At 47.2% G+C, this 11942-nt stretch carries 12 protein-coding genes; 6 read left to right on the top strand and 6 right to left on the bottom strand.

Annotated elements, in window-relative coordinates; translation table 11 throughout:
- Nucleotides 1-3: 3 nt before the first annotated feature.
- The 4 genes from ICN16_RS02715 to ICN16_RS02730 form a co-directional block, all read right to left on the bottom strand.
- Nucleotides 4-564: a DUF3306 domain-containing protein gene (locus tag ICN16_RS02715; protein WP_216133720.1), complete on the bottom strand. Its 561-nt coding sequence runs from the start codon at nt 562-564 to the stop codon at nt 4-6.
- Complete coding sequence (locus ICN16_RS02720) at nt 564-1103, bottom strand: DUF3305 domain-containing protein (protein ID WP_216133722.1); 540 nt, start codon at nt 1101-1103, stop codon at nt 564-566. Before ICN16_RS02720 ends, ICN16_RS02715 begins: the two co-directional genes overlap by 1 nt.
- Nucleotides 1104-1109: 6 nt before the next feature.
- Nucleotides 1110-2198, bottom strand: coding sequence for an iron-sulfur cluster carrier protein ApbC (gene apbC / locus ICN16_RS02725; protein WP_216133724.1), 1089 nt, complete (start codon nt 2196-2198; stop codon nt 1110-1112).
- Between the two features lie 128 nt (nt 2199-2326).
- Nucleotides 2327-2521, bottom strand: a complete 195-nt coding sequence (locus ICN16_RS02730) for a heavy-metal-associated domain-containing protein (protein ID WP_216133726.1) — start codon at nt 2519-2521, stop codon at nt 2327-2329.
- Between the two features lie 73 nt (nt 2522-2594).
- Here ICN16_RS02730 and ICN16_RS02735 point away from each other — a divergent pair, with 73 nt between their 5' ends.
- The gene (locus tag ICN16_RS02735) at nt 2595-4883 is read left to right on the top strand and encodes a cation-translocating P-type ATPase (RefSeq protein WP_216133728.1); all 2289 of its coding nucleotides are present in this window, start codon (nt 2595-2597) and stop codon (nt 4881-4883) included.
- Nucleotides 4884-4886: 3 nt separating this feature from the next.
- On the opposite strand, the gene ICN16_RS02740 is transcribed toward ICN16_RS02735, so the two are convergent.
- Nucleotides 4887-5693 carry a DUF3047 domain-containing protein gene (locus tag ICN16_RS02740; protein ID WP_216133730.1) on the bottom strand — a complete coding sequence of 269 codons (807 nt, stop codon included), beginning with the start codon at nt 5691-5693 and terminating at the stop codon, nt 4887-4889.
- A gap of 47 nt (nt 5694-5740) precedes the next feature.
- Here ICN16_RS02740 and ICN16_RS02745 point away from each other — a divergent pair, with 47 nt between their 5' ends.
- From ICN16_RS02745 to ICN16_RS02765, 5 genes are read left to right on the top strand one after another with little or no spacing between them, the layout of a single operon-like run.
- Entirely contained in the window at nt 5741-7237 is a 1497-nt protein-coding gene (locus tag ICN16_RS02745; RefSeq protein ID WP_216133738.1) for a glycosyltransferase family 39 protein, read from the top strand.
- Nucleotides 7238-7285: 48 nt separating this feature from the next.
- The gene (locus tag ICN16_RS02750) at nt 7286-8329 is read left to right on the top strand and encodes a lysylphosphatidylglycerol synthase transmembrane domain-containing protein (RefSeq protein ID WP_216133740.1); all 1044 of its coding nucleotides are present in this window, start codon (nt 7286-7288) and stop codon (nt 8327-8329) included.
- A gap of 17 nt (nt 8330-8346) precedes the next feature.
- Nucleotides 8347-9606: a glycosyltransferase family 9 protein gene (locus ICN16_RS02755; protein ID WP_216133742.1), complete on the top strand. Its 1260-nt coding sequence runs from the start codon at nt 8347-8349 to the stop codon at nt 9604-9606.
- Between the two features lie 5 nt (nt 9607-9611).
- Nucleotides 9612-10409, top strand: coding sequence for a phosphatase PAP2 family protein (locus tag ICN16_RS02760; RefSeq protein WP_216133744.1), 798 nt, complete (start codon nt 9612-9614; stop codon nt 10407-10409).
- A 2-nt stretch (nt 10410-10411) separates the two neighbouring features.
- Nucleotides 10412-11278, top strand: coding sequence for a 23S rRNA (adenine(2030)-N(6))-methyltransferase RlmJ (locus tag ICN16_RS02765; RefSeq protein ID WP_216133752.1), 867 nt, complete (start codon nt 10412-10414; stop codon nt 11276-11278).
- Between the two features lie 25 nt (nt 11279-11303).
- On the opposite strand, the gene ICN16_RS02770 is transcribed toward ICN16_RS02765, so the two are convergent.
- The gene (locus ICN16_RS02770) at nt 11304-11921 is read right to left on the bottom strand and encodes a heme-binding protein (RefSeq protein WP_255533571.1); all 618 of its coding nucleotides are present in this window, start codon (nt 11919-11921) and stop codon (nt 11304-11306) included.
- Nucleotides 11922-11942 lie beyond the last annotated feature (21 nt).

Below are 11942 nucleotides of genomic sequence, written 5' to 3' on the forward strand. Positions count from 1 at the left end.
TTCTTAACTGGTTTTCTTATCCACGGGCAAGGGCTCTTTATCCCCCACTTCCTGAATAGGTGCTGGGGTGGATGTTAAATCAGTCTGAGGAGCTAGGGGTAAAGCCTGCTCTTCCGGTTCAGATACCGCATTGGCAGCAGTTTGTGTGGCCGGGACTTCCTCATCCTTATCTTTACGGAAAATATTGAGCATGTCGGACTGCACCATGCGCTTGAGCATTTCCAAAGGAATGGGGTCTGGCTTGGAGTAATCATCAATATAAATATCCAGACCATCCATGATGTTGAAGTGCGGATCCGAGAACATCTTCTTCATCGCAGCTTGCTGAACTGCAGGATCTACATCTGGCTTCATAAAAGCAGAAAAGTCAGGTGCAAAGCGATCTATTTTCTCGACGTCTTCGAGGGTTGCAGATGGAGGAGTGTCTTGAGCGACAGCATTCGGATTGCTTGTATCTGAACTAGATGCTAATTCTTGCTTGAGTTGATCAGTTTGTTTTTTCTCGGGCTCGAGCTGCTCACCAGATTTAAGGCGCGACCAACGATTTAGAAATCCGCCAGCCATTAATCTTCTACCCCACGATTAGCGCCTTTGAAAGATTCAGGGCGATGGCGCTTCTTAGGCTCAGGGCGGTAATGCTCATTCACAAACTCCTGCAACCAAGAAGCGTGTTCCAAAGATAGGGGGATGTTATCCACTGATTCGCCACCATCCAATAAGCGACCCGCTTCGTTGTAACTTACACAAATCCGGTGCGGGACAGCAATCGTGGACTCCGACTTGGCCAACTCTATGGACTGAGCATCAATATAGCGCTCAATATCTTCCTCTAAGCGCCACATCACAAACCAACAAGGTTGTGCAGCAGAGAGGTTCAGGTAGTAGCCTTCAGCCTCATCCGGGAAAAGATTAAGCTCATATCCAGTAAATAACCAGGACTCACCCTCATCATCGCGCCCTAAAAACTGCCCAACAATTTTTCCCGCATCGGCAGCTACATGATTGAATTGACCAAAATCTGGCAATACCTCCTGCGGCGCCCACCGATAAGAAATCCAGGGGTTGTCAACGAACTGCTTGCGCATGAGAACTGCAAAACGCATAAGGCCTCAGGTATTTTGAACCACGATGTTAGGAAATTTGCTGCTCATATCTTTAGACAAGGCCGCCACTTTAATGGCAACTCGTCTTGCAATCGTCTTATAAATTGCACTAATAGCACCATCAGGATCAGCCACTACTGTTGGGCGCCCTGCATCGGCCTGTTCACGAATTGATAAATTCAGCGGTAAGTCACCCAAGAAATCAACGCCGTATTCTTTGCACATCTTCTGACCACCGCCAGTACCGAATACATGCTCCTCATGGCCGCAACTTGGGCAAACATAAGTGCTCATGTTTTCAATGATGCCCACAATCGGAACGCCAACCTTCTCAAACATCTTGAGACCCTTGCGTGCATCAAGCAAAGCAATGTCTTGAGGAGTGGTCACAATGACTGCGCCAGTAACAGGCACCTTCTGTGCCAGCGTCAACTGAATATCACCAGTGCCTGGCGGCATATCCACAATCAGGTAATCCAGATCACGCCAACGAGTTTGACGCAGTAACTGCTCTAAAGCTGAGGTCACCATTGGGCCACGCCACACCATCGGTGCATCATCATCGATCAAGAAACCAATTGAGCTTGCTTGCAGGCCGTGACCTTCCATCGGCTCCATCGTGTTTTCTTCAATGGATTCCGGTCTGCCAGTAATACCGAGCATCATCGGCTGACTCGGGCCGTAGATATCTGCGTCCAACATACCCACTTGCGCACCTTCAGCCGCTAAGGCTAAGGCTAGATTTACCGCTGTGGTGGACTTTCCTACCCCACCCTTACCACTGGCCACTGCAATAATATTTTTTACATTAGGCAATAACTTGACGCCTCGCTGAACAGCATGAGCAACGATTTGACTGCTGACATTAACACTCACATTTTTGACTTCGGGTAATTCGCGAAGAACAGCGATAACGGATTTTCGAATCGAATCAAACTGACTTTTTGCTGGATAACCCAAAACGATATCTAAACTAATATCGCCGCCGTCTACTTTTAAATTTTTGACGCTCTTTGCCGACACAAAATCAATTTGCGTATTTGGGTCAATTAAATTCTTTAATGCTGCTTGCACAGCCTCTACAGTAAGCGCCACCGACTTCTCCTAAGATAAACAATCCCGCGAGGGAATCCCAATAGGATCTACTGGGATTGACTACAAATAATGGAATAGTGGGTAGATTAACCGCACATGCAAAAAATTGCTAAAGCCGAACTGAGAGACTATTGCAAAACGGGGAATCCCGCATCTGTAATCAGCTCTGCAGCTAGCTCTGGAGTTAGGGTTGTTTCAAGGGTTACAAGCTGAGTCGCCAAGTCCGCTTGAACTTGAGCCTGAGGGTCTTGGGCCTGAACAGCTCGTGTCACCGCATTAATACAGCCACCACAAGTCATTCCTGATACTTTTAGCGTAAACATAACCTACCCCTTAAAACTGTCAAAATACGGTTGTGGATGGCTTTTTTTCACCTTACAGTAGATTATCTTCTACATGACCCCTACAGAATCCAGTAATTCAGAGTTTTTTAGTCTCGATATCGGCGGAATGACCTGCGCCTCGTGCGTCAGTCGGGTTGAAAAAGCTTTGGACAGGATTCCTGGGGTTGAGGCAGCCACTGTCAACTTAGCTACCGAGCAGGCAAGGATTCGGGTGCGGAGGGGCTCGTCCACCCTGACAGAAATCATTACATTAGTTAATAAGACGGGCTACGAGGCTAAAGAGAGTTCAGCTCGGGGCAATTTGGATCAGAAAAATACCAAGTCATTTTGGGCCGCTGACGGCTTGGGTCGTGTCGTCCTCAGTTTTTTGCTTTCCGCCCCCCTCTTCTTGCCAATGTTATTGATGCCTCTTGGTATTCATTGGTCTTTATCGGGCTGGTGGCAATTGGCCTTAGCCACACCAGTGCAATTCATTTTAGGGTGGCGCTTCTATGTAGCGGGCTATAAATCCTTAATGGCTGGTGCGGGCAATATGGACTTACTGGTCGCCCTAGGTACGAGCGCTGCTTACGGACTCAGTCTATATCTCTTGCTTACTTCAAATCATGCACATGAGCTCTACTTCGAGGGATCAGCAGTCATTATTTGCATGGTCTTATTGGGCAAATGGCTAGAGGCGCGCGCCAAGCAACAAACCAGTGAAGCTATTCGCGCCCTGCAAAAACTCTGGCCTGAGCATGCAAAAGTGTTAAACGCCGATGTTGATCTACAAAGCCAGGTTGGCATGGGTACAAATCAATACCGCGACTTACCTTTAGATCAAGTGCTCCCAGGAGATCGAGTGCTGATACTTCCCGGAGAACGCATTGCAGTCGACGGCGTGATTATTTCTGGCTCTAGCCATGTTGATGAATCTCTGCTCACGGGTGAAAGCGCGCCCGTTAAAAAATCGATTGAATCAAAAGTGATTGGAGGCGCCTTAAATGATGAAGGCGTACTTATCGTAAGAGCAGAAGCCGTTGGTGTTGAGAGCGTACTCTCCCAAATTATTAATTTAGTAGAAGAAGCGCAAACTCAAAAAGCGCCGATTCAAAAATTAGTAGATCAGGTGAGTGCCATCTTTGTCCCCACTGTCATTATTCTTGCGCTCATCGCTGGTATCGGCAACTGGCTGTACTTAGACTCCATCTCTATTGCCATATTGCGCGCCGTGTCTGTACTAGTCATTGCCTGCCCTTGTGCGCTTGGCTTGGCCACTCCAGCTGCAATCATGGCGGGCACTGGTGTTGCCGCACGCTTTGGAATTCTGATTAAGGATCCACAAGTATTGGAGCTAGCGCACAAACTAAATCTCGTCGCCTTTGATAAGACTGGGACATTAACTGTTGGTAAGCCACGTATGCTGGCACTGCTTCCTTTTGAGCATTCATCTATAGATGTCGATCAAATACTCGCTAGTGCTGCAGGCTTGCAATTGGGTAGTGAGCATCCTTTAGCTAAGGCGCTCCTAAATGCATCCAAAGATAAAGGCATTGCACCGATTGCGACTTCAGCGAGCAAAGGATTGCCTGGTATTGGAATTGAAGGCGTGCCTAGCGCAGGTCCATTTACAGGCCAAACACTTCGCCTTCAAAGCGTTTTCTCTCTCGAAGGTAGCAGTCAATACCCTCTCATTTTGCAAAAGGCGCAAGCTTATTTAGAACAGGGTCAGACTGTTTCCGTATTGATGAATGCGGGCAATATGGAAAATACAGCATCAACTCCAATCGCTGTAATTAGCTTTGGCGACGAGCTCAAGCCCAACGCCAAATCCGCAGTTGATGCATTACATACATTACATATTCGAACAGTGCTGCTCTCTGGCGATAATTTAGCTGCCGCAAACCGTGTAGGCAAAGTCATCGGAATTGATGAAGTCTATGCTCAAGTGATGCCAAGCAATAAAGCAGAAATCATTCAACGTTTACAAACTGGTTCTGGAGGTCAAAAACAATTTGTAGCGATGATTGGTGATGGTGTAAACGATGCGCCAGCATTAGCAACGGCGGATGTTGGCATGGCAATGTCTACTGGGACTGATGTGGCGATGCAGGCCGCTGGAATTACTTTGATGCGCGGAGACCCTACTTTGGTAGCAGATGCAATTGATATCTCTAAGAAAACGTGGGACAAGATTCGTCAAAATTTATTTTGGGCATTTGCATTTAATACCATTGGCATACCAATGGCAGCACTGGGTTATTTATCACCCATGCTAGCAGGCAGTGCGATGGCGCTCTCTAGTTTCTGCGTCTTGAGCAATGCCCTACTTCTAAAGCGTTGGCGCCCTATGCATTCTTAATGCTTATTTGGGATTCTTGCGCACCAACTCAATATCGCCATAAAGGGCACGGGTCTCTGATTTAGTGTTATCAGTATCTGTAAGAAGTGCAATACCAATCACATTACCTGGCGCCTCACCATAAGCCAGCTTGTAGTCTGCCGCCAAATCTCGCTCGTGTTTACGCCACTCGCCCAAACCATCCCAACCAGAGTCAACCACAATCATCTTTACACGAGAGGTATGGGCATTATTCAGAACTGTATTGACCGGATTTTTTCCTGACCAGATATACATTACCGTGGCATACGGCATCTCTTGGCCACTAATTAAACTAGCCATTTCAAAGGTGAGTTTTTCTTTTAAGGGAAGCTTAGATTTATTTCCATCGAAAGCCACCAAAATACGGAGCGGTGCATCGTCATTCTGACTTTCAGCATTGTCTGCTTGCGGTATTGCCCCTACCGCCTTCCACTCCCACTGAAGCATTAAGTTTTGTGCTGAGCGCGGACGAAGCTTTACTGCAAGACCAGATGCTGATGTTTTGGAATTGGCAGCTAGCACTGTGCGCCCCTGGTATTTCTCAAGTCGGTAAATCGTGTTCTTTTTATAAGGTGCTATACGATAGAAATGCCAACCATCTGGCATTCCATCCCTTGGCTTCTCAGCAGAGAATTTCGGTAAATCCTCTTGCGCTGGTAGCTGATCGGCATTAAATGGTTGGCCCGCTTCATTCTCGATCGAGTTCCCAGTCAAGCCCGCACAACCCGCCAAAGAGATGGCCGTAGCTGTTACAAGCAGCAGGGATCGAAAGTGGTTATATGCAGACATCCCTTGAATTGTCCCAAACAATGGTGCGCTAAGTCTAAAATCATCAAATGCGCCATCAATCACCCTCTAGCTGGGCCTTCATCAGCATCTGCATTGCTGCGCTGGTGCATTTTGCCCTCGGCTTTTCGGTGGAGTTCTCTGTAGATGAGGCCCATTACGCTTTATACGCAAAGCATCTTGCTTGGAGTTACTTTGATCATCCGCCGTTAGTCGGTTGGATCCAGTTGCCGCTAGTTACCCTAACCTCATCTGAGGGAATCATTCGTCTGATTCCGGAGTTGCTCTGGGTGCTTTCTGCTTTCTTCGTATATCGAGTCACGTTAGAAATTCATCACCTCCTACAGGGGCGTAATGCGGGCTACTTAACTACCACCCTTCCCTCTGCCAATCTATGTGGATTGCTGGCTGTACTAACTATTATTGCGGCACCATTACCTCATGTTTTAGCAATCGGCCTTTTGCCCGATACCCTACTTACCCCCTTAAGTTTGGGTTTAATGCTGATGGCTTTGCGCTGGACCCGCAAAGATCATTTCACCATTGCGGACTGGGTGATTACCGGCTTGATACTGGGTTTAGCAGGCCTGAGTAAGTACACCGCTGCCTTCACCGCATTTGCCTTACTCTTCGTTTTCGTTGCATCCCCCAAAAAAGCCTGGATTACCAAAGCCGGCTTTTGGCTTGCAGCAGCAATTGCTTTGATTGTCATTAGCCCAGTTCTTTACTGGAACTGGATTAATGATTGGATCTCATTCAAATATCAAATTGCTCATGGCAGTGGTGGCACTTGGGTATGGCGCAGAGTTGCAGCCTTTATGGGCATTCAGATTGCATGCTTTGGCCCCTTATTGCTTTTAGGTGTTTATATATTTCTGAAGCACTGCCTACACTCGCAGAAGTTGGTTCTCATTGCCTTATTGAGTTTCTTTGCAATTCCGTTTGTGATTTTTGCAGCGCTATCTGGAGGCGGCGGCCTACCCCACTGGACTACTCCTGCCTGGTTTTGTTTGGCACCCTTTGCCGGCATTGGCTTAGCCAAAGCTTGGGCTATGCAGCATCGCCTGGCAATTCGCATCTTGTTGATTGGGCAATTACTCATTTGCTTACTAGGCTTTGGCTTTGTATTAGCGGGAGGCATTAGTTCCGCCGCCATTAAGTCCAATCCAATTGCCGATATCTATGGTTGGAAACTTGCCGGTCAAAAAGCGGCTCAATTAGCGCAGGCCACTAAGGCAAATGGTATTGCAGTCCAAAACTGGACTTTGGGTAGTCGCGCTGCTTGGTATGCCCAACCACTTCCTGTCTTTGTCCTGGACCAACGACAGGATCAGTTTGACCTGTGGTTTGGGCAATTACCAGCCGGGGCAAGTGTTGTACTCATCAATTGGTCAGGAATGGCATTTAAGCCGCCAATAGGAGGCAATCTGGCTTTTGAGCTATGCGAACCCTTAGACAGCCTAGAAATCATCCGATTTGGGCAGGTTTTATCTAAATTTGACTATAGCCTTTGCCGCAACTGGCAGGACGCTGGGATAGCGCGTTAATTCCCCAAATTCAAGACCTTAGACTCTCAAGGCATTATCCTTACGCCTATGAGTTCACAACCCCAAACCACCCCAAAAGCCACATCTGGGTGGAAAGCAATCCTCAAACGGGCTTGGCCCACGATTCGTATTTTGCTATCGGTCGCCCTCCTCTGGAAAGCCACTAGCGGAATTGATTGGCACGCTCTTTTAGATTCTGAGATTCGGATGCAGCCTTGGTGGTTTTTGGCAGCAGGCTTGACCATGCTGTCCGCATTTATTTGCGGTGGACTACGCTGGGGATTTTTAATGCGCAAAGTTGGGTTTCAAGGAAGCCTCGCCAATTTTGTAGCACTCTACTTTGCTGGCGGACTAATCAATCAAGGATTGCCAAGTACGCTTGGTGGTGACAGCTATCGCGCCATCACTGCAAGCCATTTAAATAGCAGCGGAAAATTAACCGAAGCAAAAGAGCTTGATGAAGAACTCCATCACTCCGTTGACCTAGAGCACGCAACCCCAAAACTCCGACTGAGTTTTTCCATGGTTTTAGTAGATCGCCTACTGGGCTTAGCGGGAAACAATTTACTGGGTGGACTTGGCCTCATCTTGGGTGGCGCCACTTTGGCTGCCTGGGGAACAGACTTAGGTTATGCAGTTACAGGCATCATGATCTTTTCCGGCCTGCTGATTGCTGCAATTTTGGCCTGGGGCCCTAGTTGTAATTTGCTGCAAAAATTATTAGACCGCCTCAAAATGAATCATGCTCTGCCAGGCATTAAGCTAGCCTTTTCTTGGCCCATGAATGTAGCTCAAGCGGTATTTGCAATTGGCATTCACTCACTCACCATTTTGACGCTACTGTTCTGTCTCAAGGCTTATGGAGTAGACGCACCTATTGAAGCCCTCATGATTGGCTTACCCGCATTGAGCCTTTTATTGATGTTGCCAATCAGCATTTCTGGCTGGGGTTTGCGCGAGGCCACCCTTTCTTCTGTACTGGCATTGTGGGGAGTAAGTCCTTCTATGACGGTACTAGCATCCATTAGCTATGGCGCCATTACTGTTTTATCAGTGTTGCCTGGCGCTTACTTTTTATTAAAACGGAAATAATTTTCTAGAGTCCAACTATGAGTATTAGCGTCAGCACCATGCGCGCCATTGACCATTGGGTCGGTGTGCCACTTTGCGCAATCGTAAGCCCAATAGTTGCCTTGATGGATGGCATTAAGAACCTCTTTAGTCGTGGCCCAGATACGCCACGCAAACTACTCTTTATTGAGTTATCAGAGATGGGTAGTGCAATTTTGGTAGACCCAGCTATGCGTAACGCGCAGGCACGTGGTGCTGAACTATTTTTTCTGATCTTTAAAAGCAATCGTGCCAGCTTGACCTTATTAAATACAGTAAAGCCTGAGAATATTTTTACGATTGATTCCTCTAGCTTAGGCGGCCTAATTAAAGACACGCTCAAATTTTTACTTGTAGCACGCAAGCATCGCATCGACACCGTCATTGACTTAGAATTATTTTCCCGCTTTACCGCCCTGCTAACTGGCCTCTGTGGTGCTCGTCGCCGTGTGGGTTATCACATCTTTCATGGTGAAGGCTTGTGGCGTGGCTTTATGCTGACTCGAAAAGTTCACTACAACCCACACATCCACATTACCAAGAATTTCCTGTCCCTCATTCATGCGGCATTTGCCAAAGATATAGAAGTACCGTTCAGCAAAATACATATTGCAGACTCAGAGGTTCGCTTAGAGCAGGCGGTAATTGATCCAGCAGTATTGGACAAAGTTCGCGAACGCATTGAGAAACTAAGTGAGACTTTTGGCATTCAATTTAAACAAGGTCAGCAACGCCTCATCTTGGTAAATCCTAATGCAAGTGATTTGTTGCCTCAAAGACGTTGGGCACAACAGCGCTTCTCCGAGCTCATTCAAGGCCTAAACCAGCTTTATCCCAATGATCTGATTTTGATCACTGGCTCCCCCGCTGAGTTTGAGTATGTTGAAAAAGTTCGTGCAGTTGCTAATGTTAAAAATGCTTTGAACTTTGCAGGTCAAGTGAGCTTCGCAGAATTGCCGCCGCTCTACACACTGTCTGATGTGATGGTGACTAACGATTCCGGGCCAGGTCATTTCTCTGCTGTCACGCCTTTGCGTACTGTGGTTCTATTTGGACCAGAAACTCCAGCACTCTATGGCTCCGTTGGTAACTCGATTGCCATTACAGCCAATCTCGCATGCTCCCCCTGCGTCAGCGCAGCCAACCACCGTAAGACACCGTGCCACAACAATGTCTGCATGCAAGCCATTACCGTTCCCCAAGTATTGGAGAAGATGGTGCATCAACTCAATGAAGCTGATCAAGGGCGAGCACGTTAATTCGCATGGTTGAGCAGCGCAAATCGCTTTTAGCAATTGCATCAATTTGGGTTTGGTGTTTCCCGCTGTTACCACTAGGCTTAGCAACCGCCATTTATTTTGGTGAATTGCAAACTCCGACTTTTTTATTTATCAATCGCTACACCCAGATTCTCCCGGACACTTTCTGGGCCTGGATGACGTTTCTCGGAAATGGCTGGGGTATCTTCGCCCTGTGCTTTCCACTCCTTTTGTTAGCACCCCGATTGCTGAGCGCTGGACTGGTGGCTTCACTAATTGGCGGAAGCATTAGTCAAATCATTAAACCTTTTTTAGCCCTACCTCGTCCCGCGGGAGTATTGGCCCTAGAAGATTTTTATCGTATTGGTGAACCTTTATTACACAGAGCAATGCCATCAGGGCACACGCTTACTGCTTTTGCGGTAGTTTCCGGCATCTACTTTGCTAGCAATCGAGATAGAAGATCTTCCTTGTGGTGGATCTTTATCATTGCGTGCTTCGCTGGCCTCTCTCGAAATGCGCTTGGCGCTCACTGGCTCACCGATGTTCTGGCGGGCTGCGCTATTGGATTGTGGTCAGGCATGCTAGGCGCTTTTGCCGTCAGGTTTATTCCAGATACTCAGCTAGCGCCCAATAAAATCGGGCCTCGCTTGCTAGCTCTGGGTGGTCTCGCGGCGATCTATGTCCTGCTTACACAAACTCTTGACTCAGAACTCAATCAATCTTTGCAATATGCTTGTACGGTGTTAATCAGCATCACCCTAGTTTTATTTATTAGAGCGCAAAAACCGAGAGGCATATAAAGATGTTTAGCTATCGCCATGCATTTCATGCGGGCAGCCATGCCGATATTCTGAAGCATCTTGTGATGATTCATTTAGTTGAATATCTACAAGAAAAGCCTGGCGCCCTAACCATTGTCGATACACATGCTGGTGCCGGTATCTATAGCCTGATTGATGGCTTTGCAGCAGTTAGCAATGAGGCTGATCAAGGCATTTATCGTTTAGCCAAATTTTCGGAGATAAACTCTGTAAGCCCTGGCATTGCCAATTACCTAGAATGCATTCGAGCAGAGAACATTGCTGAAGAGATCGCGATCTATCCCGGCTCTCCATTTATTTTGGCGCGCTTACTGAGATCGCAAGATCGACTCAAGCTGTTTGAGCTGCACCCGAAAGAGATTGATATCCTGCGCCACAATATCGGCGAGCTTAAGCAATCAAAGCAAATTGATATCTATGCGGAAGATAGCTTTGCAAGATTAAAGGGATTGATGCCGCCACCCAGTAGGCGTGGGCTAGTTTTAATCGACCCCTCTTACGAAGATAAGCAGGATTATCGTTACCTAGAAACTACGATGGAGGAGGCGCTACAACGCTTTGCTACTGGTTGCTATGCCATCTGGTATCCATGTCTTTCCAGAAGAGAATCAGCGTCTCTGCCCGATCACATGAAAAAGATTGCGGCCACTCATAATCGCTCTTGGTTACAGGTTGAACTGCGGGTTGAAAATGCCCCTAAAGAACGCCGGCTTCAGGCTAGCGGCATGTTCATCATTAACCCACCATGGACTCTAGAAAAGCAATTGGCTGAAAGTCTACCTACTCTTGTCAAAGCGCTAGGCCAAGATAGAGGCGCTGGGTTTGTCTTAAAGAGTTTTGAAGTCTAAGAGCTGGTAATTCAGGCTGAGAGACTCATTCCTGAACTCGAATCATCACTTCATTCCGACGCATGAAGGGCAATGTCCAAGGCGGGTTGTAGCGAGCAAACTGAGGTTCGCCGGCCGGCTTTAAATTCTTCTGCTGCATCCAATCTCTTAGCGCCTGAGTTTTTTCCTGCACTTTCTCTGCATTGTAAAAACCAGAGAAATTAATCACAGCCCTTTGGTCGGCTGGTACTTCTCTAATTTTGACTTGTGGATCCAATGGTTTTGGCAAGCTAGCTAAGGTGTACTCTGCAGGCATCACAAACGATACCGTCCATTGCTTACCCGAACTCTCAATGCCTACAGGAGCAGTCATGGCAATCTTTGCACTCTTGTTTTGGTCACCTGACTCAATGCCAACAGGCGCAGTCATGGCAATTTTTTCAGATACCTGATTTTTTCCAAAGATGTAAGCCGCAATTAAACGAAATCCCTGGTTAGAGGCTGCATCCAAATCACCTTCTACCTTCACTTCCGCCACAATCTGTGGTGCGTAGGAACGCAATTCAAATGGCTCAGATTTCTCCAAGACAACATATTTCGGCTCTTCAGTTGCCATTACAGTACTCGCAATCAATATGCTGGTGAGAAATGCTAAAACTCGCAAGGAGATATCCTTAATGTGAAA

The organism is Polynucleobacter sp. es-MAR-4 (assembly GCF_018882055.1).
In the GTDB taxonomy this organism is placed as follows: Bacteria; Pseudomonadota; Gammaproteobacteria; order Burkholderiales; family Burkholderiaceae; genus Polynucleobacter.